The sequence below is a fragment of the Legionella stuttgartensis genome (genome assembly GCF_977063405.2).
In genome coordinates this window covers 109,247-134,596 of record NZ_CDRUHA020000001.1, presented here as the reverse complement: position 1 = coordinate 134,596, position 25,350 = coordinate 109,247, and the positions used below count along the sequence as shown (strand labels likewise).

Here is a 25,350-nt window from a genome sequence, read left to right as displayed (position 1 = left end):
ATAATGTTACAATAAATTGAACATTAAGTAAATATTTGGTTCTGGTGGATTGATTTATGAGCAATTGATTTTTTATAGGATAGGACTTCCAGAAGGGGATAAAAGACGGATTTATATTTAGTAAAAAGGAAAACAAATAGCCTGGTTGAAAAAAAAAGGAATTGTTGAGTTCGAAACTATTTTAAAAGATATGCGTATAAGGTAGTCTGCGCTTAAGTAATTAGACTGAAATTTTAACTTATTGTATATGGCGAGATATAAATTTGAAGTAACTACCTTACAGGACGAAGATATTTGTATATCAGCTCGGGATAGAGTAACAGGTGAACAACATGGTTATGTTCAACTTACCTCTTCTTTGACATTGAAAAGAAAAGAATTAATAGAAATAGCTCAGCTATATGTTCACTCCAGTAAAAGAGGTTCCGGCTTAGGGAGTATCCTTGCATCCAGAGCCATTGATTATGCTCTTAAAATGAATAAAGGCATTCATATGCTGATACAACCCGGCTCTGAAGGATTTTGGAGAAAATATTTTAATGCCCGTTTTAATGGAAAACGGATGACATTATTGGGTGGAGATACCTTAAATTCAAAACTCTTTGATGGGGTTGTATTCGAAATATCGATGGTGAGTTTAATTCAAAACTATAAGTTTCCGCGAAGTAAAGAGTTACGCTCGCCTGGAATCGAGCGAATATGTCGGATTGTGTGATGTTCCGTGATGCAAAGCCAAAACATAGCAGAGCCTCAGATTTGCTAATCCCGTTAATCAGAGAACAAACACATATTGTTGGCTTCAATGCCGTCGTACCGTATGCAGGGGTTGCTGGTGAAAGTGATATATGTTGTTACCCCGAGTAATTTTGGGGAAAGAATTTTCTTCTTAACCAAGTAGATACTGTCTTTAAAAGCGAGCTAAGTGTTTCATTAAAAGGTAGGTAGGTTGCTTTTTAACGGATGTATCTACGAGGCATTTACGGCCACGTTATCCTGGGAGTTTAAGACGAAGGATCTCCTGATTTTACTCATACCCATCTTTTGTAGATCCCTCATTGCGTTCGGGATTGACGCATCTGCCACTATTACTTTCTTGCTTGCAACCAGGTTATTAGGTCTTCAGTTAAGAGCGTAAAGTAGAATTAAGTTGTATGATTCCCAGATCCCCAGTGTTTTTTCGGCCTATAGTTAAATCAATTTTAAGCAATTGGGTTACATTACCATTTTCAAATTGATAGTTAATCTTTAAAGGAAGAGAGAGTGTCCATTGATTATCTCTCGATTCAATGAGTTGGGGCGCCCCATCTATTTGACTTATTGCGCTTAGTTTTTTGGTCTTAAATGCTTTAATGTTGCCTGACTTTTCCAGGGCATTTATAAATTCATTCCATCCCTGTTCCGTATAGCAAGATTGTAGTTTTTTCAATTGTGTATCGATGGATTCAGAATCAAAATTAAAGGATTTAGTGGCCGCATATTCAGCCCAAGCTAAAATCGTAGCTTGATTAATATTTCTTACATCAACAGGAGTTTTATAATCACAATCGATTAAGCCTACAGTTTGTTCCACTGCAGTTTGTTGCGTATTTTGTAATGTGTGTTGATTCGATTGAGTTATTGGAGATTGGTTGTTTGTTCCGGTATCTGTATTGGCCGGCTCCTTAAGTGCAGCAATAATTCGCATAATTCCAAATTCGCCGGTAAGTTTACGTCCCATAGTTAAATTAACATTCAGAAATTGAGTTACGTTAACTTGATTGTTTTGATAAACAACTTGTAAGGGGAGTTCTATATTCCATTGATTATTTTTTGTTTTAATTAGTTTGATTTGTCCATCAACCTTACTGGTCATAGTAAAGTTTTGTGTTTTAATTGCCTCAAGGTTTCCTGATTTATCTAAGGCATTCTTAAAATTCTCCCACCCTTTTGCAGTATAACAAGACTCTAATTTCTTTAATTGAGACGTTATCGATATGGAATTAAAATCAAAAGATTGGGTTGCAGCATATTCTGCCCACTTTATAACCAGATCTTCATCAATCTTTGTCATCTCGTCAGGAATTTTGTAATCACAATTAATTATCTCTGAGGATTTATTAAAGGTCATTTTGGGAATTTGAGATGGTTTAAGTGGCGTGCCATTTTGAACGAGTTGTACTTTATTATTTTGTGGTATTTTTTGAATCGGATCGGCTCGATTAGAAAGTAAAATGGCATTGGATGCCAAAGGCGCAGCCCGATTGGAGGATAAAGGAAGCACGCTAGGAAGGGTTTTCATTTGTAAAATGACGAGCTCGCCACTTATTTTCCTGCCTAAAGTTAAATTAACATTAAGTAGTTGATTAATTTGATTTTTATTATTTTGAGGCGCTATATGGATTGGCAAGGAAGTGTTCGTTTGATTGTTTTTATTTTTGCTAAGTTGCGGTTCTTTTAATCTTTGTTGATTGACGGGATTTTGGGTTTTAATTATTTTTAAATTATCTAAATTGGTCAATGCAGGATAAAATTCAGCGAGTTCGTTTTCTTTAAAATAGGCTAGTAATTTAGGCAATTTAGTATCAAAAATATCTGATTTAATCGCGATGAACTGATGATTAAGCCATTCAATTCCATTTGCCTGTGCAGGTTTTTCAGTGGGGTTTCCTTTAACATGCTTTAGAGCGTTCTTGGAAGTTAATTTTGCTACCTGAGTTTTTTTTGCTTTTCCCTGATTTAAGCCTTGATTTTTTGGTGCATCAATAAGGTGTTGGAGAAATTTTGTATTGCTATGTTCTGATTTTAAACACAATCCTGGCTGGTTTAAGACTCTATCCATCTCAGAAAACACAGTTTTTGGATTAAAGACAAATAAAGAAGTTAGAAATGAAGTCCCCAATTGTTGCAGGTTTTCCACATTATTTATTTGATCACTCACTCCCAAAGAAAGACTTTTCAGCGCCTCTCTTAGGGATGTTGCTTTTATCGATATTGAGGCGGAACGTGGTGTGGTGATCATTTGCACGATTCCGAGTTTGAACGCATTTCTCCAGCTAATAATGATGTACACATTGAGAAAATGGGTTATCTCTTCTTGATCATTCTTGTAAAAAACTTTAATAGGTACTGTCATTTTCCATTGATTTTCCTGATCATCAATAACTTGAACTTCTCCATCCAACGTACTGCTCACCGTTAAATTTTGAGTTTTAATTGAATTAATATTTCCTGAGTCTTTTAATGCATTAGTAAAACCAAGCCATCCATTTTCAGTGTAACATGCTCTTAAATTCTTCATCTGAGTATCAAAGGACGGAAAATCAAAATTAAAAGAATGGAGTACAGCATATTTTGCCCAGTTTATAATCAAGGTCTTATCAAGTTTTTGAGTGTCACCAGAAATCCTATAATCACAGTTGATTTCGACTGACTGAGGTTTTGTTGTAGCATTTGATTTTTGGGACTGAGCCAACTTTGCACGTGTAGATATTTTTTCGGAAATAGTATCTGGAGTTTGTACAGCATATACTTGGGTACAGATTAAATTAAATAATGCTCCGCAAACTATATTTTTTTTCATGAGATAACATCCTTATTAATATCTAATAGTTCTTTGCTGACATTTTGTAATTATAGTTAATATTTTTGATTTAACTCTGCTTATTTAAGTGTATTAAATAGTACAGGAATTTCAACACAGAATGGATGAATCTTATTGCTAAAATAATTCATTAATGGGGCTCTCCTGGGAGAAGCAAGCACAACCCAGGTTTTTCTTGGTACTGATTTCCCGGGTTATGGCGTACGCCTTCACCCGGCTACTATTATGTTAATTTCATTGACGCTAAAGTTGGCTCTTCAAGCTTAGTTCCTTCTTTCTTTAAATTTAGGAGCTGCTTGTTTAAATCATCTCGTTTGACTTTATTGTTCCAAATGAGCAGATGAGCTTTACTCGATATTTCTTCTTTAATCTTATCAATTTGTTTAGGTGTTAGTTCCTGTGTATGACGGTAGTACGCATAGAGTTGGGCGCAAATCTCTTCGATTTTTGCTTCCTCACTTAGACCCTCATTCTCAGATTTTAGATGAAAATCGATCACGGAACACAATGTGGCGTGTACATTGTTCATGTGAAACGCAGACATAAATGCACGATAATATGCACTATTACGAACAAATAAAGGAATGATCGGATTTTGCAAACTCCAAAAACCATCCAGTCTAATAACATGAATAGGAACTTTATTGATTAATGCAAGCTTGGCAGCTCCTGTGTAGACTCTAGGTGGTTCTTGACCTATTCGTGAAAAATTCCCTTGGGGAAACAATGCGACGCAGCCATTTTCATCAAGGGCTTTACTCGCTTCCTCTATGGCCCCGGCATTGGCAGGACGTCCAGTTTCGTTTTTAGTTGCTTTTGATTCTACCGTTATTGCATGGAACATATTGAGAAAAGGCTTCACACCAGGTATGGAATTATAAGCATCTGTGGCAAAAAAACGTGGTGGTGTGCCTTTTATTTTTGAGGCAACAACAACGGCTTCCCAACCCGTTCGATGTGGGCCTACTGCAATGAGTTGCTTTTCTGTATTAGTAAGCTCTAAGTCTCCATTTTTTGTATGCATCATTCGCGTCATAAGCAATAAAAAACCAGCTAATATTCGCGCAAAACGATTTTCATAGTTTAAGTGATTGTTCGACTCAGAAATTTTCGCAATCGCGTAGGTTACCATCGCCAGGCCAGCAAGTAAGAATAAGAGGGTAAAAGTACTTGATGCAGATTCATCATTATTATTGAGTTGTTCTATATTGGAATACATGTTGATTACTCCTTGTAAAGACTAGATATATTAAGAGCTAGCCATCCAAAATCTGTTATAGTACCTTTAAAATTGATGTTGTCAATTAAATATCCAAAAAGAAGGACTTAAATATTCAGGGGGTACTTTTAGTAAGATAGTCTTGATTATTGGGTGGCGTGAGGTGATAACGAATCTATCCTGGTTTGCGCAATATAAAGAAGAATATTGCTGCATACTCTTCCTATAACCAATGCTATAGAAGCGCTGAGTAGCCCATTAATGGGATAAAAACTATAGAATAAAACGAGTGGAAGAACTAACCCAATTAATTCCGCAAAAACAGACCATGTTAATACATGGGTTTTAAGTTGATGAATGATTACAGAACGTTGCCAAATCACTAATAATGTAAGTAGGGGATAGATGATTAATATCTTTAAAGGGAGAACCGCAGCTTGAGCTAGATCAGATTGCAGTACGTTAATTTGTGTTAAATAAACATTTAATAGAGGAGTAAATATAATTCCGGCAAGGATTGCAAACATAATGATGGTGATATAAGCAAAAAACTTTTTTAATTGTAACGCGTTAGACTCACTAAGATTTAAAAAATAAATTACTACGTTTTGTAACGACATCGCCGTTGATTTGAAAATCATAATAAACCCATTGATAACGGGAAAAACTGCAAGTGATATGGTTGGATTAACGCCATAGTTCAGAAAAACGGTAATGATAGGAGTAGTTATAATACTCGCTACGGTGGTTATAATTAATGGGTAATAGAAATGTGAAATTCTATAATAGGAAATTTTATAAGAAGAATTCAGCGCAAAAATTTCGTGTATGGATTTTCTGGCAAAAACACGGGTAATTGTCGCTTCAACGAACAAACCAATAGAGAATCCAATTGCTGCCACATAAGCACTATTTAGAGCGCTAAAATTTGCTAGGCATACTGCCGTAATCACACTCGCTATAAATCGAAAAATAATCGCATAAAATATAATGGGCTGCTTATCTCTAGAAATTAATACTCCTTGATTGAAGGCTTTGAATCCTGCAATAGCAAAAGCAGGGAGGAGAATTGTAATTACATGTTGGCTAATAACCGCAATTGATTTGTCGAATGATAATCTTGTGATGAATAAATATTGATACAGGGGCGTTAATACAAACAACATCATGCAAATTAATAAAAAACTTACGACGTAGATAAAGAAGTTTCTAACTTTTTTGTAAGAATCTTTATTCTTTATCAACTTTATAGCAACCGTATTGAACATTAATAGTGGCGATTCTGCGAGCAAGAATAGGGAGTAGCCAAGACCAAATGCGGCTAAATTAAGCTTTTTATCCGGCAGGTACGTTATGATTATGGTTAATAGAGGAAATTCAAAGGCTAGCACGAGCCATAAAAACAACAAAGGGGCCCAAAAAATAAAAATTGTTTTATTGCTAAGCACTTGTGCTGTCATAGAGTTATAATTCGCTCAATCGCTTGTAAAAAATGATCAATTTCTTCACTAGTATTCGAATAGCCCAGACTTACTCTAACAGTACCATTTGGAAAGGTTTTTAATGCTTTGTGTATCAGTGGGGCACAATGCAAGCCTGTTCTAACAATAATATTATAGTTATCGGAAAGCAACGCGCCGACGTGTGAAGGCAACATGTTATTAACGGAAAAAGAGATAAGAGGAATTTTTTTATCCGGATCTTCAGGGCCATAAATCTTTATTCGCTCAAATTGTTTCAAGCCAGCGAGGCATTTGCTGCATAACGCCTGTTTATGAGCAAACATGCTTTCAAGCTTTTGTTGCTTAATATATTCAATTCCTGCGGCTAACCCTGCTATTCCAATGTAATTTGGTGTTCCTGCCTCAAATTTCTCTGGAGCCACAATTGGATGAAAAAAGGGGGCAGAATTTGTGCCTGTCCCGCCAGTAATCACTGAATCAACACATTTTGTATCTCGAATATAAGCCATGCCAATGCCAAAAGGGCCCAGCAAACTTTTATGACCTGTCGCAAATAAAAAATCACAATTTATCTGCTCTACATCAATGGGTAAAATTCCAGCGGATTGTGAGGCATCAACTGCAACCTTAACATTAAATTGCTGTGCTATCTTTATGATGTCTTGAATTGGATTAATGATCCCTGTGACATTGGATACATGATTAACGATAATTAATTTAGTATTACTTTTAATAAGTTGTGGCAACACATCCAATTGTAATTCGCCATTGAGATCACAGGGAATACGGCTTAATTCAATATGCCGGGAATCTTGCAAATAATGCAAAGGACGAATGACTGAATTATGCTCCGTATCCGTATAAATTACATGGTCTTCATTTTTAATAAATCCCAGCAATACTTGATTGATTGCAAAAGTAGCATTCAAGGTAAAAATAATATGATCCACGCTAGGAATATTAAAAAATTCGGCAATGTTTTCTCGGGCCCGGGCAATCCCTTTATCCGTTTTGATCTTATGCTCGCTGCTGGCCCGTTTCGCGCAGCTATCCATTGTTTGCATTAATTCTACAATGGCATCAATCACTCCTGGTGGCTTGGGGAAGGAAGTTGAACCATGGTTTAAATAAATAATGTCATGATTCATTTGGCTAACCTATTGATAATAGGCATATAATTTTCAATGGCTTTATTTACTAATTCCAAATTGGTATGTGTTTCCCAATTTGAACGCTCTGGACAGCCAATTTTTTCGCAAATCAACGTCCGTAACAAATGGGACTCCACTTGACTGTCAGAGGCAGGGTATATATTGATGTGACCTGTAAAATCCTCAAAATATAAATAACTACCGTATCGTTCAAAAAATTCGAAAATTTGGGAATATTGTTCTAATTCCATCTGGATAAAAGATTTTTCCAACTCAGGATTAATTGATACTTTTATGGGTAGTACATGCAAATGAAAATGATCACATTTTATTGCTGTATTGACTATGGTTGAACAATGTCCGGCCCGTCCATGCTCATAGTAAGCGGCTGCTCCATAAGCAGTTTTTACAATTTCTCCTGCAACCTTTTTTAAGATTAGATATTCCTCACGAAGCATAGGATCGATTTCTCCAGTACACCCAATATGTGTGTTGGAAGTAATCATTAAATGTCCGTCTACAATCGGTGAAATATCACAAATCAGTGAGAAATTGGCAGTACGAGCAAGAATTTCAGTCTCTGAACCAGGTTTACATAAAAAGCACCCATGAATGAGTTCTGGAACCTGTTGCATATAACTGGGTACAATTTTATGAAGGGATACAACTGCATGATTATTTAACATGGTAACCACACTTATTAAATAACTTTAATTTGAATTATAGTTGAAGAAATTGTGATTTTGGGGAAAGAAAAAGAATAAAGCGCATCATTTTTGAGCACCTTATTCGGGGCCTATATCGGTACATGGGAAATTATTTGTCCAGAATCAGCATTGCTGTCATTCCCACCTGCGCGGGAATGATATCAATTTTGCGGAGTGACATTATTTTCACCCTATCTTGCTAACTCTGTTGCATTTTTTAAACTACAGCAAGTAAATAGGGCGTTCACTCTAAATTTCGCTCAACCCTGCTCCACTCGTCTTATCCCTGAGCGATACACGAAATTTAAACCCTACCTGCCGTGCTTCATGTGCGGTATCCAGATCACCCTGTGGTCAACATGCCACAAGAAATGCCTGTGACTGTTTTTCTTAAAAGAGGCAAATCATTTCTTTTCATCGCCTCAATCTGAATGAGATTCAAAGGATGAACCAAGGTTGATCTTAATTGAATGCTTTCCCCAAGCCAGGGTTGGTGAAAACAAAAATCATTCTCCCCTGTTATTTGTTGGAAGAATAGGATGGCTGATTCCAGTTCTGATTGAAAAGGCTTGAGATATTCATTGGAGCCAGTTAATTGGTACAAGTACTGTTCCCAGATGGGGAGGTACACCTTGGAAAGGGTTACACCCAATTGTTTTATAAAAGCAGCAAACAGAGAGTTTTCTTTATAAAGTATTTTCAGCTTATTTTTTTCAAGCTCATTAAGCTCTAACCATGTGGAGCCAAGACCCCACCACGTTGGGAAAAGAAGCCGTGTTTGAGTCCAGCATAAGATCCAGGGGATGGCTCGAAGCTTTCTTTGATCGGGTCCTGATTTGCGTTTAGTTGGCCGAGAGCCAATCTTCAGCTCCGTCAAAAAATGATAGGGCGAGGCCTGTTCGATTGTGGGCCAAAACCATTCACTTTGAATCAGTGCTTTATATTTCTGACTGACTTGGGTAGAAAATGCCACCAATTCCTCGGGATAGTCCTTATCTATGTGGTTATCTTTTTGCGAATAGATATCTATAAATTTGTCAACCTGACTTTTGAGTATGGAGCTCGAGCCAAAAAGTCTAGCGACCATCTCTCCCTGTATCGTCACTTTATAATTAGTCATCATTTCCTTAGACCAGGAGGCTGTTTGTTCTTTAATATCTCCGCCTCCTCGCTCAATACTGCCACCTGAACCATGAAAAAAAACGGGCCTAAGGTTTTTATTTTCTAGTGTAGACTGAATGCTTTTTAAGCTTTTTGCAATCATGAGTCGAGAGGGCAATACGCCATTTTCTTTAGACGAGTCGGAATACCCCAGCATGACTTCATAATTTCCATCCCACTGTTGAAGATGCTTCTGTCTAATATCTTCAGTGATCGAGTTATTTAAAATTGTATCAGCGCTGGTGAGCGCGAGCTGATTTTCAAACAAGGGGACAACGGGTAGGGCGTAGCTTTTAAAAACGTGTTTTACCAACTCAATTCCATTTTTTATATCCTCAGCAGATTCAACCATACTGAGGATAAAACCGCGGATATAATTTTTGGGCTCTGTCCCCTGGGTTATAGAATAAACTTGTTCCAGCATCTTGGTGATTGTTGTTTTTTTTATACTGGTTAAACTCTCTTTCACAACCGCTGAATCTTCCCTGAGCTCTATGGGTATCACCAGCCCCGGATAGAGCTGAAAAATACTGGAGATGATGGAAAATTGTTCGGGATTGAATTTTAGAAACTTTAGAGTATTTGTCTGTAGTACAGTTAATTCTTGTTTGAATACAGATACTTTTTCATGATCTCGTGGTTGTATTTTCCTCAATTCCTGTGCTTTTTGGGTAAGCTGTTTGATTTGATTCGTCAAGACTTTGTTTTCAGTTAATGCGGTTGAGAGTTTGACAATTTCTAGTACCTCACTTAAGCACTCCCGAATGTAGTTAATAAAAAAAGATCGAGAAAGTTCAAGACTTTTAACCATGATTTTCTCATTAACACCTGAGTGTCCGTCTTTATCGCCACCTACCCAAGTACGTAATTGCATGGGAATACCTTGGGTGAAAAAGGAATGATACAGCTTAATGTTGAGGGGATTGAGGGCATATTGATAGATGTAGCGTGCTTCATCCTCTACGCTTGGTTTTTCATGATAGGAAATATTAATTTGCAGTGAGATTTTAAGCATTTGGTCCAGATGAGTTTCATTCATCAGATAGGGGGATTTCAGCACTTCGACCAGATAGTCTCGAATTGCTTTAAACAGCGTTAAAAATTCATTGGTACGCGCTTCTGTGGGATGTGCGGTTAATACATAATGAATACCTTGAGGCTTCTCAGTATAAACTTTTTCTTTTCTTTGGTTGATACGAAAAATCCGGTAGGCACTTTCACAGGCATTAATGAGTTCCATCATGAGAGAAAACCCATGCGCAATTTGATAAAGCTGCTTTCTCTCTAGTTTGGATAGCTCAATTTGGAGACTATGAAGTGCCTTTCTAAGGACACTCGTTTCACTCCCAATCGTATCTTGCATCGATAGCCGAATTTGCTCAATTCGTTCATATGCTTCTTCCCCATAAACTTCTGCAATCGATTTTCCTAAACGAGTAAGGGACCAGGAGACCATATGGCTGAGTTCCCTGGGCAGATGGGAGATATTTTGCTTCATCGAAACTCCGTTTTCTAAAAGGGTGTCTAAGCGGTTTGATCCCGCGGATCGCCTTACACTTTTTATCCCATTCCGATTTAGTAGACACCACTACATCAACCTCTTCAGCTGGTTTAAACGAGTCTGGTGTAATTAAACCAATTGAAGAAATGCCTTTGCATGATTTTAATATACTTATACTGGAAAATACTTTGTTTTGCTAACTCTTACTGTATCTGTCCAACAAAGCCCAGCACATTCGTTCCTATTGATGTTCAGGATTTATATCTGAATTATTTTAATTATCTTTATCAATAAAAGAGGTTGCAATTTTTTCTGACAAAGCTTTTTCACAAAAAAAGCTCAAGAGTGAGTTAATTTTTTGTTCATTCACCAAGGACTTAGGACAGATTGCGTAAAGATTAATATCAGGTGATAATTCGTGAGGTAATACTTGAATTAATGTTCCTTTTTTTATTTCTTCATAAACTGAAAAATAAGGTGCCCATAGAAGCCCTGTATTTGCAACGGCAGCTTGTTTTAAAACACATGCATTATTGCTTTTAAAATTTCCTGAGACAGGAATGATTTTTTTATTAAAAACCCATATATTTTGAAGACCATAAAGCGTATTAATCAAGCAATTATGCTTTGGTAGGTTGTCGATTGTCTTCGGGGCCCCATGTTGCGCAATATAACCCGGTGAGGCAAAGATACTCCTTTGGATTGAAAATAATTTTTTGCAAACCAGTTTTGAATGCTTCACATCTTCGAATGAAATAGCCAGGTCAAATGTGGAGGAATAGAGCTCTTTTATATCAGAGCCTACAATAATATCTATCTCAATCTTCGGATGTTGTTGCATAAACTCAATACATAAGGAGGTTAAATAGGGAATGGCAGGGGTAACAGTAAGATAGAGTTTAATGGAGCCGTTTAACTCGACTTGATCCGGGGTTGCAATTCCTTTGACTAACTCTAATTGCTCGAAAAGCTTTAATGCCTGCTCATACAGCTGATGCCCTGATTCAGTTACAACTAGTCGTGTTGTAGAGCGGATCAATAAGGTAACTTTTAATTCCTCCTCCAACCAAGTTATTTGTTTGCTCAATTTAGAGGGTGAGATATATAATTTTCGTGATGCTTTTGAAAAGCTTTTACAATCAACTGTTGCAATAAAGCCTTTCAAACAAGATAAAATATTCATATTTCATTTCTTATTTGATTCTTTCTAAGTGTATAGACCTATATGATTGTTTTGTAAATCCATTAAATGATTCACTTATGTAATTACCGCCCTTACTTCCCTTAGACAAATGGACTACATAGGAGTCATTATGGTATAATTTTGCGCATTAATTAGTTTTTTATGTATTTCTTGAGTGTAAAAGCTATGCCTAATCCTATTTGTTTTATTAATCCAACCTTACCTGAAAATATCCCTACTGTTGTAGCACTCATGAATTCCGTACATGGAGGGGATCCTGGATTATTAGAAAATTATAAAGTCTATTCTTTACACACAGAAAATGGCGAAGAATCACGTTTTGTACTCACTCTCCCAGTTCTTCAATTCATTGCTGACCCATTAATTAGCTCTGGTGCACCACCAAGACGTTTAGATATTTTTGAACCTAGCTCGGATGATAAAGGCAGCTTTGGCCGCGTTTTCCCAGTTATAAAGTCGATCATTCCTCAAGGAGACAGCGGTATTTTTGATGAATCAGGCTCTTATGTAGTAAAACAGACGCATGCCGATCAACATGCTGTAAGTGATAAACCCAACAAACCCAATTGGTTTGTTCGTGTAGCGAATAAAGAACAATATCTAGGAAGTCAACATCCGACTTTAGGAATACATTATAGTTTAATAAAAACGGAACACTGTTCTTATCTGCACATGAATCGTGCTCCTGGACGTACTCTTGATTTTTATGTTGATCAACTTTCTGGCGAGGAGTTTCTAAGTCTTGCTTGTACTTTAATCGAAGAGGTTCCTAAGCAAATTCATCGAATAGTTACTGTCGGAAAACGCGAAGGTCGGACGATCATTCATTGTGATCTAAAACCAGAAAACATTATGGCTCAATTAAATAAAAATGAAGATGATGGGCATAGTGAATGGACGGTTACGGTGATTGACATGGGTTTAGCCAAAACAATAAAAAACGGTGAGCAATATTCTACCTTACAAAATTATGGTAATCGCATGGTATGGGATACCGATATGCTCCTTGCGAGGCTGAATGGAAGGCCGAGAAACTATGATATTCAAAGCGATTTATATGCGTTATTTGTCAGTATTGCTGAGCTAGCAGGAGCACCTCGTCGAGGTGGTAAAACAGCACTCGAAGATGCAGAAAATCCAGATTTTACAGGTATCTTCTGCGATATGGAGCTTGATCCAATCCTAGAGGAGCAACTAACCGATGCTCTTAGAAGTACACTTCATCCTGATAAAACGCAAAGAATGAAGCCTGAGCAAGCCTTAATAATTTTCCAAAGCGTATTAAACACCGTACGAGAAAATACCGCTGAAAGCCCCTTTGAAGGGCCAACTAAAAAGAAAAGAACGGAACAGACGACTACTGCTGAAGACTTAAAAAAATGTCTAGAGCAACCCCTTGATGAGATAGTTAAGAGAAAGGAACAAGAAAAAGAAGAAGAAAATAGACAACCAAGAAAAGCAACGCTGAAAATATGGCTTAATCAGTTTAACGAATTACGTTCTACGGCAAGCCCTGAAGAATATGAACGATTCAAAGCAATGCTTACTAACATCAGAAACTTTGATATCAAAAGCTCTTTTATTTTCGATTTGTTACATTTTAAATTGTTTGAGGAATATAATACAGATGCATGTATTCGTCTCATTTTACGTCATGAACAACTCACTAGCTCTTTAAGAAAGCATTTTCCTGCTCTATCTCCTCTACCGGATCTTTGGCAGATGCGCTTTCAAATGCTGATTAATACAATCCCACTACAATTGACCCAGAGCCAAGCTATAGCATGTACACAAATAGGACTCCTCAAACAAAATATAACCGTATTACTTGCGTTAAAAAGCAAAGAGTCTGATCCTGAACTCGCTAAAGTAATGCGGCACGAACTAGAAAAACAATTACAATTGGAGCCTAAAGTTTGGTACCAACAATTACCCCAATTTGCGCGATTGTTTAACACTCAGTATTACTGCCTTAGTCAGGTAAATGCATTGACCCAAAAATTGACGCCGCATTTTTCTTGGTTCAATGTTCTTCCACAGCAATTTACCGAGTGGAGTAATGATCTCTTTAATAATGCCTTGCAAGGAAAATTCCCTGAAAACTATGAGAAGTATTTTTCCAGTTATCACGTTATGATTGCGTTCCTCGATAGGTGTGTGAAGGATAGTGACACTTTAGCTTTTATGTATAACGTGCTTCCTACTTTATCGCAGTCAACTTTGGGACCGGCAGGAACTGATTCTGCTATTCAACAACTGCGATTGACTGATCTAAAAACAGTTATTCATCTGACGCAACAATTAGAGTTAGTTTTTTTAATACATGATGTCTTTTGTCAATTAATGGACCCGAATAAGAAAGAATATAATGCCATTATTCAAACAAATAATGCCAAATTTAGCATTCTTATCCATCAATTCAGTCAAGGGAGTTTGCAACAAGAGGAATTGAAAACACAATTAGAACCTATATTCGATTCTTTTAAAGCATTTAATAAATTACGTCTTTTCATAGATAAGTGTTCTTCTCATTCCAATATTCAGAAAGCTCTAGATATATTATTAAAAAATAACTTTAGAATCGAAGAAATTGCAAACATTGTAAAAGATAATTATATAGAAATCAGTGCCGTGAAAAAGTTAGAGAGAGGTCTAAACATTGTTCTTTCTGAAGAATCAGGTCAATCACTAAACGAGAAGCTTTTTGCCGAAATTACACGGTATTTTTCTATGCCTGTTAGATACTTACCACCTGGACCTAAAATTCATAGTCAGGCAAATACAACCCAGATGTTATTCCTGGCTTCTCCACAAGAGGATTCAGAGGAAATACCTACTCCTGGAAGTAACTACTCCATTTGATAAAACGCAGCAACTGTTTAAAGTTTTAATTCAAAACAGTTGCTATCCCTGCTTGTTTTATCCTCATACTCATTATAAGGATGGGCCCAATATGGGTCTTAAGCCTTAATCATTGCACACGTTTATTTTGCAAGCAGAAATCTCAAATAGTTTACAAAAACCTAGAATAATTGTATTTTTCGCTGGGATTCTTACGATACTCGAATTGAATCGAATTTGTCCTATACGCTCCATGGAAAAGTTAATCATAAAGCGTATTCCTTTATCTTTATTCAAGAGGTTTTAATATGAAATTATTACGAATGATGTTACTAGGCTGTTTATTTTCTCTCTCTTCAATCACTCCAGTTTCTGCTGCTTCAATAGCGGATCATGCCTCAGTTGTTCCGGTAGATGATTATGATTTTCAACAAGAGCGAATGAAGCTCACGCCTGATTCTGTAATGGTTCTTTCAACCTTTGATAGTCAAGATCACGTTACTGCCTATACATATGCTGGAGTCCGTTTATGGAATGTTCCTTTCCACGCTAAAATATTATCATGGCAAATTGCAGGTGATTATGTTTTCGTTTTTTCAAAAGATCGTAGTGGCTCAAAAACTTATATTACCTGCCTTAACAGACATACTGGTGCCCCAATTTGGCAAAAACCTTAAGTAAGTTGGGTCATTTTGACCCGAGGTAGGGTCACTTATTTTGTACCATCAAGTCTATATATGTTGTCATTCACGCGCAGGCGGGAATCTATCCGACAAATTAAACTTAACTTTGTTTGTGGATGGATTCCCACCAACGTTGGAATGACATACATTTCTCAGGATCTATTAAAGTTAGTACGAGTCGGGATATTTTATCATTCGTTATCACACACCATCCCAAGAATATTTTTTTAAATCAACACGACCATTTGTAATTACAATGTGTTCCTTTTCTAATAATTCTTTTTGAAGCAAATAGTGAGGGCTTCCAACCGGAAAAGAAAGTTCTCCACTGGATTTTAGAACGCGCTGCCAGGGAAGATGATGTTTCCTGGTAGAAGAGTGAAGAAGCCATCCGACACCACGTGCTCCGCGTGGATGACCTGCGAGTCTGGCAATGTCCCCATAGGTTACAACCTTACCCCGGGGTATTGATTTAATTAACTTAAGCACTTCTTTTGAAAATTCAGTTTGCATGTTCACTCTGTAAAAGTCGATTCGTCATTTTTTAGCTGATAATTATAAATAACATATAATTAGTATTAACTATGCGGAAACAAGTACTTCTTTATTGGCACATTTTAATATGGAGAAAAAAATGAGCTCAATAGTCATTTTTTTTAATGCAATTACTAATTTTAAAAGTGATTTGAGCCCATTAAAATCTACCGATGAACGCACTATTTTATTAATTAACCCAACTATTTATGAACAATTAAAAGAAAACCAAAAATGCTTTTTTGAAACAATTCACATTATTAATCCCATAACCTTTGATACGACTTTACCCATAGTCACTCACTATTTAAAAGAAACAAATCGAGATAACTTAAGATTAGTAACTAATGATGAATCCTGCACTCTTATTGTAGGTAAACTTATTGATCATTTAGGTTTAAAAGGGGAGGGCGAACGAAACTTAGTTAAATTTGTGGATAAAGTTGTAATGAAAAATATATTGCATGCCCAGGGCATTCGTACCCCCCACTATCAAGAGTTTAACAAAGAAAGCTACTTTCAAAACAAGGTACTTTACCGTAAGGAAGTTGAAAAAAAATTCAATTATCCTTTTGCGGTGAAACCAATCGCATTATATGGGAGTGCCAGTTTCAAGAAAATACATAATCGAACGGAATGGATAACTTATGCGGAACAAATAGCGCACTCTGAAATCTCTTTTCAAATTGAGGAGTTTATCGAGGGCACTTTATTTCACTGTGATGCAATTATTCAAAATAAAAAAATCCGATTTATTGCAATTTCAGAATACCTTTGGCCTATGGCATTATTTAAAGAGGGTTATCCCATGGGGAGTATAGTCCTTCCTGAAACCGATCCACGCTGGGATAAATTGAATTCAGTTCATGAACAAATCATAGCTTCTTTACAACCTCCTGATGGAGCTACTCATTGTGAATTATTTTTAACGAAAAATGATGAAATCATTTTTTTAGAAATAGCCGCCAGACCTTCAGGAGCATTAGTGGTTTCAATGATTGAGGAGATTACAGGAGTAAATATAGAATTAGCCCATTTCAATCTAAGACTGCAAAAGCGCATTCATATCCAACTAAAACCACCGATAAATTTTTCTTTTTTCTGTTATATACCTAAAAAAAATGGCACGGTTATAAGTTTAGAAGTACCTAACTTCAATAGTAAGCTCAGTATTGAGTGGAATGTAACGCCTGGTGATGTAATTCAACCGCGAGCCACAAAAGAAGATGATATTCCGATAAAACCAATTAATATCGCAGCAACACTTATCTTATCCAACGCAAACTTTGACAGTCTTTATCAAGATTTTCTCACTTTAAAAACAGCACAATTGATAACAACTCAACCTTAAAGCTCTTCATAAATCAGCTCTTTTTGTCTTGCTAGATGCTCTAGAACATGCTCATTAACATCAATCCCCAGACCCGGTTTCTTAAAAGGTATTCTCATGCCCTCAGCATAGGGAGATTGAGTAAAAATGGGTTCTTTAAAATTCTGAAATAAAAATAAATCGCTATCTAAATCAGTAAATACGACATTAGGCATTGATGCTGCAAAATGAATTCCTGTTGAAACGCCCAAAGGACCTTCCATCATGCAACCAACCATTACTTTTAATCCAGCTTCGTGAGCTCTTTGCGCCATAAGTCGAGCCTTCCAAATTCCTCCTGCTTTTTGGATTTTAATATTGATTCCATTTACCGCATTCATGCGAATCAATTGTTCCAAGTCATCCATGCCCACTATGCTTTCATCAGCGTAAATATCGACTCCATCCAACTGTTTTTTTATGTCGAATAATCCTTGATAGTCATGTTTTTCCACGGGTTGCTCTATAGCAACAACAGACCCCAAAATCGCTTGTATTTCTTTCAATAGGTCTATTGCTTGGCGAGAATCTTTAAAACATTGATTGGGATCAATTACATAAGCTACATTTTTAGCAAATACACCTTTAATTACTCTTGCGATGTCATGAATATTTTTATCATTATTTAATTTAATCTTAATTAATTGGACTTGAGGATGATTTTGACGAATGTTTATTGCAAACTCTTGAGTTTCTTCCAAACCCAAAATCGGTATCGTCAAGCTATTGGGAGTGAGATTCTTTACAGCACCAAAAAGTTCATACACTGGTTTATTTTTTATCTTTCCTAACAGATCATGAAAAGCACTATCCAAAGCAGCTGCCGCATGCGAGCTTTGGATGTTTTCCTGGAGGCGCTGATAAAAAACGTGCGGTGCGTCCGTAGGATTAATCGAGCAATGTTTAAACTCGTGTAACTGAGAAACCACATAGTCATAAGTTTCACCCGTCATGAGCGCAAACGGGGCTGCTTCTCCCATTCCTACAAAATTATTATAACGAAGTTGAACCAAAATGGTTTCTACATGAGTCCAGGTATAGGTAGCAATAGAGAGGGGCTGTGGCAGTTTATATTTAAGCCTATATATTTTTAATGAAGCGGAATCCATAAACCACTCCTTAAAATGGACTGCAAAACTCTTCTATAATTAGTTTACTTGCAGCAATTATGTCTATAACTCCAATATTATAGACTTGTTTACGAGTGCTCGAATGAATGTACTTTTTCTTATAGGCAACGATTTATATTCGTATAATATGGCGAATGAGATTTGTCTTCAATTTGCAAGACATCATTTTAAAGCATCGTTTTTAGTTTTTAAAAATGAGTTAGCATTTAAGCCAGAAAAAATACAAGATGAAATAAAAGAGTTAATCTTTTATGAACGCACCCTATTTAGTGAGGTCTTACTTCCTTATCTCAAAAGTCATTCCAATAAAGGCAAATATTTAGGATTGGAAGGTTTGGCAAAGCAGTATCATATTAACTACGATTATTGCAGTTTTATTGATAGTAGAAAGGGATCAGAATTTATTTTAAAACAAGCAAAAGCTTGGAATATTAATGTCGTAATTTCCATTAGATGCATCGTTAAGCTTGATGAACACCTTATAAATCATTTTACTGAGGCTAATGAACAGTATTTGTGGAATGTTCATCCAGGTTTATTACCCCAATACAGAGGAATTATGCCGGTTTTTGGTGCGATGTTTAATCAAGAAAGAATACATGGAATTACCTTATTGAGAGTATCAGCAAATCTGGATGCAGGCACAATAATCGACTCACGAACTTGTCCCATTGATTATTCCAAATCGATGATACAAAACGCATTAGATCTCATTCCAACAGGAGTGGATCTAATCACGAGCAACTTACTTAAAGCAGCAAGCCATGAGCTCTTACCTGCTTTGATTCAAAATGAAGCCGACAAAGGATTTTATTCATTCCCTACAGCTGAAGAACTAAAACTTTTTAAATCCAAAGGATTGAGCCTTTATTCAAAAGAGGAGTTAATCCATGTAATGGACAATTATTATCTAGGTGAAAATCAAAAGGAGGTTTTACACAAATTACAAAACCATGGTAGATCTAATGCTGCACCGTAATAAGTAATCTAAGAGCAGACTCTGGTAACGCGAAAAAGGAAGAATCATGATGCCAATGCTATTGAATATTTGTTTACTTGCTGTAGGCCTTTTCCTGGTAATTAAAGGAGGGAGCCTCTTTGTGGATGCAAGTGTCCAAATAGCCGAGGGATTAAACGTTCCGCGTATCGTGGTAGGTGGTACTATAGTAAGTCTCGCTACAACCAGTCCCGAGCTTGTTGTTTCTACAACGGCTAGTTGGATGGGGGATAGTGGGATCGCTATAGGAAATGCGGTTGGATCTGTCATCGCGAATATTGGGCTCATAGTTGGAATTATCGCTTTTTTAGCGCCAGTTTCTGTCGATAAAGCTAATTTTCGAAATCGATCTCTATGGATGCTTTGTGCTGCTATTCTGGTGATCTTATTCTCTATATCCTTAGAGATGGGGCGATTTGCTGCATTTTTATTAGTGGTATTTGCAATGGCTTATCTTGCTTATGACTATAAAGGGATTATGGAAACCATGAAGCAAAATGCTGATTGTAAATCGGATACTAATTCTGAACCTATTTCGTTAAAAAAACCATTTATTACCTTCATTATCGGGGCTTTTGTGGTCGTGGTGGGAAGCAAATTGTTGGTCACATCTGGTGTCGCGATTGCCAATGCACTTCAGATCCCATCCATAGTCATTGGATTAACGGTGATCGCTATAGGGACATCTTTACCTGAGTTGGTTACCGCGATTATATCCGTCAAAAAAGGAATTGCGGATCTTTCCATAGGGAATATAGTGGGTGCTAATATACTTAATTTATCGATGATTACTGGTGCTGCAGGGCTCATAAATCCCTTAACTTTAACCCGATTTACTCGGAAGTATTCTTTTTCTTGGATGATGATTATGATGCTCACCATGATCTTTATCTTCTGGAGAAAGGGTAAGGTGGGAAGAAAAGAGGGAATCATCATTCTCGTCCTCTATGTTATATATTTTGCAGGAATAGTTATCCGCTCAATTCAGTATAGCGTCATGAACCCATTGGTTTCATAGATTGAAGCCTTACTCAAGCACTACCTGAAAAAATAAAGGATGGATTTCTTAGACTTTAATAATCTCTTAATAAACCCGAAATATAATTTGGCCCTCAATATAAATTATTCATCCAATTATATCGTCATGTGCTAAGCAAGGATGAATGGAGGACCGGTACACTTAGTACTCTAAATCAATAAATTATGAACAATAAGCCAGATTATTGAGGTAGATATTTAAGTTAATCAGTCCACATGCTTTTAAAGTCCCTTTGTGTTTAAGCATAATATCCATTTATTCATGCGTCTTAGAGATTAATTGACTGTTACTTATTTATAAATGTTCTCTATTCTGATTACGAAATACTTCATAGTCTTGTTGATTCAATAGTTACTACTTTATTCCTGGAATATCTTGAACGTGTAACGTCACTCCCAACAAAAGAATAAAAATACAGAGGTATTTAAAATGAAAAAATCTTTTTTCACCGTATCTAATAAAGAAAAAAATAAAACACAATATTTTTTACAACAATTTCCATGTATCGAACTTTGGCGCTTTTTTGTTGAGCGATCGAGGTATGACGACAGGCAATTTTCTAAAGATTTGCTTATCAAGTGCCTTGAAGGGGTAACAATTAATTTTCATGGAGAGTACAGAGTTCTCAACAGAGAGGAACGAATAGAATATCTGGAAACCGTTAGATTAAACGAACTTTACCAGTTGGCTTTCAGGGGTTTCTCGCTAGCAAATTTAAATTTACTCAATTTAATTATAAATTTTTTTAAGTTTGAGGAACAAGACCCGCAATTACTTAAAGACTATTTCGAAATGCGTAGGGGATGGAATGGTTTTGAGCTATCCGAGCCGGGTTATATGCTTGGTATGGCGCACGGCTTTGTTTTTATTGTAAACAAATTAAAAGAGTCTGCGGTTCTTGATTTAGAATTTATCAAAGGTCTTCATGCTGCATGTACCACAGTAGTCAGGAATCTAATGGGTTCAAGACCCGGTGAGTTCAGGAAAAATTCTTTAGTTAGCTGGTCCTTGAATGCAGAACAAAATTCATTTGAAGGTATTTATGAAATTCTACTCTATATGCGGACTTCTGAGTGTAAAGGCCTCTCTTTTATTGATAAGAGCGGTAAAATTCTTGCCAGTACGCGGGATAAAGCTTTTGATCCCAGGGAAAAGGCACTTTTGATTTGGGATATGCTCAAACAGGAACAGACGATAAGCATGCGTACCTCTGAAATGGATGAACAAATTAGGGATGTGGATGGATACCTCAATGAAATTTGCAATTTACATCTAAAGACATACAAGAAAGAGATCTTGGAATCAAACTCAAAACGAGAGAAGCTCGCAGCACTATTCAAATTTATCAAATATACCGTATTACATCATCCGTTTCCTGATGGAGTGGGTCGTACTATTTCGATGCTTTTAACCTTCTATTTATTAATGAATAACAATTTACTACCGGTAATCTTAAAAAATTCAAATAATATTCCGGGCTGGTCGGTTAAAGAGATGGTTGAAGACTACTTAAGTCTTGAGCAGGAAATGAAGGAAGTTTTGCGAAATCCCAGTTATCTTTCAAGTGAGCGTTTTGCATTAAACAATCTTGATACAGGCAATTACCTAAAGCAACTTCCGGAAACTTCTCGAAGTCAATTTTATGAGGCAGTTGAAATGATGCAAAATGCCATCCAATTATATAACTTGGAAAATCAAGAAAATTCCTGCTCCTCTAGTGAGACTATCCAATTGTAGTTCTCTGGATTGCAAGAACGAATCTCACCCAATTTCTTAATTTAATTGGGGTTTTAGTAGTTAAATGGTCTTTGATTGTCGTATTCATTTTTTTATCAAAGGCCTTATCAATTTATCGTGAGTGAAAAGAACAAAATGAAAGTACTTGACCATTGGTTTGTTACTTGATCTCTAGAGAAGAAAAAACCAGCTAAGTCACACGCTAAGGGATAGAGATAACCATTTTCAGTTGAATGTGAGATTTAGAAAAAGTACACTAAAGTGGATTCTTTGGAGGCAAAGAGTTATCAGTCCTTTAATAAATTCGTTCACGATAAATATATTCTTCAAATTAAGAGGGAAATTACTAAGAGATTTAAACGTCCGTTCTTTTAATCATTCCGGATCATGTTTAGCCAACCGAAACCAACAACTAGCCCACACCTCCTTGTAGAAAAGGAAAGATCCAGCACTAGGGGCAATTAAGAGTGCCAAGATAAAAAGAAACAACGCCAATATAGTTAAAAAGGTATGAATAATTAATTTCAAAATCACAATAAAATCATCTCTAAGTTCAATTTTTTGAGGTGCTGTCAATTGTCATCATTCAAGCTAGAAAAACGACACTCTTTTAAACTATTTCTAAACGCAAGGCCAGGGAGTCGGCTTTAAGGACAGAAAAACCGAACTCAATAGGAATTTGTCGTTTTACCTTGTTGGAGTTTGATGTACCTCATCATGTTATCTTTATCGGAATTACTGGGTCCAGTGGCTAAAATAAATTGATGATGCATCGAAGTTTCATTAATTTGTATTTATTTAAAAAATTATGTATAAGCATTTCTTTTTAAACGTAAATAATGAGAGATATTATGCTTAATATGCCCAAAACAATAAAAAATAATTGCCCTGGAGATGAAAACGCGTATGTTGAGTTTAATCGGGAATTAAAAATGTTTCGTGCGGTGGTAAAAGATGTGGAATTCTTCGACACTCCAAAAAACTTAACACATGTTCTAATTGATTTTAATCGCGATGAGGAGCGGGTAGAGTTAAGTTTAATCATTTCAGAAAATGAATCCGAGGCGAAAAACCAATTAAATGAATTTCAAAAGGTAGTCGGTAAATTAAACGATACAAGTTTTTTCAATAAATTCTACCTTTCTCGGACTGATTTTTTTCAAAAACAATGCAAACATTTTGTCGGCATGTTTTCTAATCTCTCAACTGAGAAAAAAAGCGCTACAAATAATCCACATGAAAGTAATAGCCATAATGGAAATTTTGCATTCTAATTTGAAAAAATTCCATCCTAAATTACCGAGCGGGTTAGTTTTAACCCAACAATAGACGTTTTAAGCGATTGTTTGGTTGGGTCAGATGCCCCAACCAACTTAATTGTTTTTCTTGGTTGGAGCATTTTCGATTACCAAGTTTTGAGTATAAACACTGGGTTTTCGGGACCTTATAGCAAAAACAAACACAAACAGGCTGAACAGCAATAAATAAGCTAAATCCCAATACGGAGGTAGAATATGTTTACCGCCGTAATTACCAAGATAAGAGAAAATACCAAGACCAAAAAGATACAATATAAACCACAGGGATTGTTTGCCATCAAGTTCCTGATGGGTGTTTTTTATAAAACAATAAAGAACGGTCCCTCCTAGTCCCAGCAGCGTGATCACCAATAGCTTTCGCATACTGTGGAATCCCGCCCAATAAACACCGACTGTACAAACATAAAACCCAATACAAGCAATAAAGTTACCACCCTGCAATCGAAAAGGTCGTTTATAGTTGGGTAATTGCCTACGTAGACAAACAAGTGCAATAGGTCCTACGGAATAGCTAACCATTAATATGGCCACAAGAAAAGCTGACATTTCTTGCCAGCCATGTAATACAAGCGACATTATGGCTGCAAGGACAAAGTTCACTCCTAAACTAACCCAGGGCACTTGGAACTTATTTCGTTTGGCAAGGACTTTGGGGGTTTGTACCACCGAGCTCATGCTGCTTAGCATATGAGCTGAGGTAGTTGAATAAACCAGACCGGTTGAATAAGGCGATATAAACGCATCAACGTACAATAAAATACTCAACCATACCATGCCGGCTAGGGACGCGAGAGCTGCGAAGGGGCCTGCGTCACCGATAAACGATAAGTTGACCCAGCCCTTCGCAAGTGAATGATCACTAACGCTGCCAATAAAAGACCATTGTAAGCCTGTGTAAAGTACGGTTGTGAAAAATAACGAACCACACAAAATCAACGGAATATACTGGCCTGGTTTTTCAAGTTCGCCCATCATAATAACCACTTGCCTAAATCCTAATAAGGAAAAAAGTACACCGCCGCTTGACATCGCAGCCATGATCCCCTGCCAACCATAAGGCATAAACCCACCATATTCAAAGAAATTATCTGGGTGATAACTCATGGTCACTAGGCTTGCAATGGTAAGCGCGGGGATTATTATTTTCCAAACAGTAAATGCTGCGTTAATGCGCGCAAATAAACCGATACCGAAATAATTGAACAAAACAAAACTCATTAATACCACTAAGGACAGCACATAACCTAATGGAGTATTTCTATAATACACCCCATAATGGGCTACTAGACCAGGAATATAATTACTAGCGTATTGAATGACACCTTGGGTTTCTATTACGGGGAGGAGAGCTAAGGAAAACCAGGTCATGCTGTTCACCATTGCACTTGTTAAACGCCCATGAGTATATAAAGGTAAGCAAGCCAGGCTATCGGACTGTGGAAACATCGTACCTAACTCAGCATAGGATAAGGCAACAAATAAAAGTAAAAAACCTGCAAGTGGCCAGGCAATAATCGCTGCAGGACCGGCAAAATGAGCGGAGTATAAAGAACCAAATAACCAACCTGAACCCACCATGCTGGTAATTGAAATCCAAAGTAAACTCAGGGGACTTAAATTTTTATTCATCTTGTTTTCCCATATCCTTATGGTTTTGCTGTGAACAAATAGTCAGGCCGTAGTAGCGATAAATAATTATATAATTTTGAATTGTA

General features: G+C 36.6%; 18 protein-coding genes. 8 read left to right on the top strand and 10 right to left on the bottom strand.

The annotated features are described in order from the left end of the window. Window positions 1–247 precede the first annotated feature (247 nt). On the top strand, window positions 248–715 hold the full coding sequence (locus ACWTEW_RS00575; RefSeq protein WP_454783375.1) for a GNAT family N-acetyltransferase: 468 nt from the start codon (window positions 248–250) through the stop codon (window positions 713–715). Between the two features lie 408 nt (window positions 716–1,123). Here ACWTEW_RS00575 and ACWTEW_RS00570 read toward each other — a convergent pair whose 3' ends face one another. The 7 genes from ACWTEW_RS00570 to ACWTEW_RS00540 all read right to left on the bottom strand — a co-directional run bounded on the left by ACWTEW_RS00570 (window position 1,124) and on the right by ACWTEW_RS00540 (window position 11,965). Further along, window positions 1,124–3,559: a DotI/IcmL family type IV secretion protein gene (locus tag ACWTEW_RS00570; RefSeq protein ID WP_454783374.1), complete on the bottom strand. Its 2,436-nt coding sequence runs from the start codon at window positions 3,557–3,559 to the stop codon at window positions 1,124–1,126. Window positions 3,560–3,803: 244 nt separating this feature from the next. After that, window positions 3,804–4,799 carry a lysophospholipid acyltransferase family protein gene (locus ACWTEW_RS00565; protein ID WP_454783373.1) on the bottom strand — a complete coding sequence of 332 codons (996 nt, stop codon included), beginning with the start codon at window positions 4,797–4,799 and terminating at the stop codon, window positions 3,804–3,806. Between the two features lie 146 nt (window positions 4,800–4,945). After that, complete coding sequence (locus ACWTEW_RS00560) at window positions 4,946–5,968, bottom strand: hypothetical protein (protein ID WP_483099555.1); 1,023 nt, start codon at window positions 5,966–5,968, stop codon at window positions 4,946–4,948. 287 nt (window positions 5,969–6,255) lie between these two features. Further along, entirely contained in the window at window positions 6,256–7,410 is a 1,155-nt protein-coding gene (locus ACWTEW_RS00555) for an aminotransferase class V-fold PLP-dependent enzyme (protein WP_454783371.1), read from the bottom strand. After that, window positions 7,407–8,099 carry an HIT family protein gene (locus ACWTEW_RS00550; RefSeq protein WP_454783370.1) on the bottom strand — a complete coding sequence of 231 codons (693 nt, stop codon included), beginning with the start codon at window positions 8,097–8,099 and terminating at the stop codon, window positions 7,407–7,409. The genes ACWTEW_RS00555 and ACWTEW_RS00550 overlap by 4 nt, the downstream gene beginning before the upstream one ends. Before the next feature lie 364 nt (window positions 8,100–8,463). Further along, window positions 8,464–10,779: a phosphoenolpyruvate carboxylase gene (locus ACWTEW_RS00545; protein ID WP_454783369.1), complete on the bottom strand. Its 2,316-nt coding sequence runs from the start codon at window positions 10,777–10,779 to the stop codon at window positions 8,464–8,466. Between the two features lie 277 nt (window positions 10,780–11,056). Further along, a complete protein-coding gene (locus ACWTEW_RS00540) occupies window positions 11,057–11,965 on the bottom strand; it encodes a LysR family transcriptional regulator (RefSeq protein ID WP_454783368.1) in 909 nt (302 codons plus the stop codon). A gap of 186 nt (window positions 11,966–12,151) precedes the next feature. Here ACWTEW_RS00540 and ACWTEW_RS00535 point away from each other — a divergent pair, with 186 nt between their 5' ends. Both ACWTEW_RS00535 and ACWTEW_RS00530 read left to right on the top strand, forming a co-directional pair. Beyond that, window positions 12,152–14,848, top strand: coding sequence for a protein kinase domain-containing protein (locus ACWTEW_RS00535; protein WP_454783367.1), 2,697 nt, complete (start codon window positions 12,152–12,154; stop codon window positions 14,846–14,848). Window positions 14,849–15,135: 287 nt separating this feature from the next. Beyond that, complete coding sequence (locus ACWTEW_RS00530) at window positions 15,136–15,504, top strand: hypothetical protein (RefSeq protein ID WP_454783366.1); 369 nt, start codon at window positions 15,136–15,138, stop codon at window positions 15,502–15,504. Between the two features lie 207 nt (window positions 15,505–15,711). Here ACWTEW_RS00530 and ACWTEW_RS00525 read toward each other — a convergent pair whose 3' ends face one another. Further along, window positions 15,712–16,023 carry an MGMT family protein gene (locus tag ACWTEW_RS00525; protein WP_454783365.1) on the bottom strand — a complete coding sequence of 104 codons (312 nt, stop codon included), beginning with the start codon at window positions 16,021–16,023 and terminating at the stop codon, window positions 15,712–15,714. 121 nt (window positions 16,024–16,144) lie between these two features. Between ACWTEW_RS00525 and ACWTEW_RS00520 the strand changes: the two genes are divergently transcribed. Further along, entirely contained in the window at window positions 16,145–17,395 is a 1,251-nt protein-coding gene (locus tag ACWTEW_RS00520) for an ATP-grasp domain-containing protein (protein WP_454783364.1), read from the top strand. Here the strand turns inward: ACWTEW_RS00520 and ACWTEW_RS00515 are convergent. Continuing rightward, window positions 17,392–18,522 (bottom strand): enolase C-terminal domain-like protein, encoded by a 1,131-nt coding sequence (locus ACWTEW_RS00515; protein WP_454783363.1) that lies wholly within the window; start codon window positions 18,520–18,522, stop codon window positions 17,392–17,394. The two genes, ACWTEW_RS00520 and ACWTEW_RS00515, sit on opposite strands and share 4 nt — an antisense overlap. Before the next feature lie 103 nt (window positions 18,523–18,625). Between ACWTEW_RS00515 and ACWTEW_RS00510 the strand changes: the two genes are divergently transcribed. From ACWTEW_RS00510 to ACWTEW_RS00495, 4 genes are all read left to right on the top strand, one after another. Then, a complete protein-coding gene (locus ACWTEW_RS00510) occupies window positions 18,626–19,522 on the top strand; it encodes a formyltransferase family protein (protein WP_454783362.1) in 897 nt (298 codons plus the stop codon). Window positions 19,523–19,568: 46 nt separating this feature from the next. Then, window positions 19,569–20,558, top strand: coding sequence for a calcium/sodium antiporter (locus ACWTEW_RS00505; protein WP_454783361.1), 990 nt, complete (start codon window positions 19,569–19,571; stop codon window positions 20,556–20,558). Between the two features lie 450 nt (window positions 20,559–21,008). Further along, window positions 21,009–22,316: a hypothetical protein gene (locus ACWTEW_RS00500; RefSeq protein WP_454783360.1), complete on the top strand. Its 1,308-nt coding sequence runs from the start codon at window positions 21,009–21,011 to the stop codon at window positions 22,314–22,316. A gap of 851 nt (window positions 22,317–23,167) precedes the next feature. Further along, a complete protein-coding gene (locus ACWTEW_RS00495; protein ID WP_454783359.1) occupies window positions 23,168–23,590 on the top strand; it encodes a hypothetical protein in 423 nt (140 codons plus the stop codon). Between the two features lie 99 nt (window positions 23,591–23,689). Here ACWTEW_RS00495 and ACWTEW_RS00490 read toward each other — a convergent pair whose 3' ends face one another. Then, on the bottom strand, window positions 23,690–25,264 hold the full coding sequence (locus ACWTEW_RS00490; protein ID WP_454783358.1) for an APC family permease: 1,575 nt from the start codon (window positions 25,262–25,264) through the stop codon (window positions 23,690–23,692). Window positions 25,265–25,350: the final 86 nt, after the last annotated feature.

Coding starts and splice junctions, on each gene's coding strand:
- ACWTEW_RS00575 (WP_454783375.1), top strand. CDS start 248: ATGGCGAGATATAAATTTGAAGTAACTACCTTACAGGACGAAGATATT.
- ACWTEW_RS00570 (WP_454783374.1), bottom strand. CDS start 3,559: ATGAAAAAAAATATAGTTTGCGGAGCATTATTTAATTTAATCTGTACC.
- ACWTEW_RS00565 (WP_454783373.1), bottom strand. CDS start 4,799: ATGTATTCCAATATAGAACAACTCAATAATAATGATGAATCTGCATCA.
- ACWTEW_RS00560 (WP_483099555.1), bottom strand. CDS start 5,968: ATGATGTTGTTTGTATTAACGCCCCTGTATCAATATTTATTCATCACA.
- ACWTEW_RS00555 (WP_454783371.1), bottom strand. CDS start 7,410: ATGAATCATGACATTATTTATTTAAACCATGGTTCAACTTCCTTCCCC.
- ACWTEW_RS00550 (WP_454783370.1), bottom strand. CDS start 8,099: ATGTTAAATAATCATGCAGTTGTATCCCTTCATAAAATTGTACCCAGT.
- ACWTEW_RS00545 (WP_454783369.1), bottom strand. CDS start 10,779: ATGAAGCAAAATATCTCCCATCTGCCCAGGGAACTCAGCCATATGGTC.
- ACWTEW_RS00540 (WP_454783368.1), bottom strand. CDS start 11,965: ATGAATATTTTATCTTGTTTGAAAGGCTTTATTGCAACAGTTGATTGT.
- ACWTEW_RS00535 (WP_454783367.1), top strand. CDS start 12,152: ATGCCTAATCCTATTTGTTTTATTAATCCAACCTTACCTGAAAATATC.
- ACWTEW_RS00530 (WP_454783366.1), top strand. CDS start 15,136: ATGAAATTATTACGAATGATGTTACTAGGCTGTTTATTTTCTCTCTCT.
- ACWTEW_RS00525 (WP_454783365.1), bottom strand. CDS start 16,023: ATGCAAACTGAATTTTCAAAAGAAGTGCTTAAGTTAATTAAATCAATA.
- ACWTEW_RS00520 (WP_454783364.1), top strand. CDS start 16,145: ATGAGCTCAATAGTCATTTTTTTTAATGCAATTACTAATTTTAAAAGT.
- ACWTEW_RS00515 (WP_454783363.1), bottom strand. CDS start 18,522: ATGGATTCCGCTTCATTAAAAATATATAGGCTTAAATATAAACTGCCA.
- ACWTEW_RS00510 (WP_454783362.1), top strand. CDS start 18,626: ATGAATGTACTTTTTCTTATAGGCAACGATTTATATTCGTATAATATG.
- ACWTEW_RS00505 (WP_454783361.1), top strand. CDS start 19,569: ATGATGCCAATGCTATTGAATATTTGTTTACTTGCTGTAGGCCTTTTC.
- ACWTEW_RS00500 (WP_454783360.1), top strand. CDS start 21,009: ATGAAAAAATCTTTTTTCACCGTATCTAATAAAGAAAAAAATAAAACA.
- ACWTEW_RS00495 (WP_454783359.1), top strand. CDS start 23,168: ATGCTTAATATGCCCAAAACAATAAAAAATAATTGCCCTGGAGATGAA.
- ACWTEW_RS00490 (WP_454783358.1), bottom strand. CDS start 25,264: ATGAATAAAAATTTAAGTCCCCTGAGTTTACTTTGGATTTCAATTACC.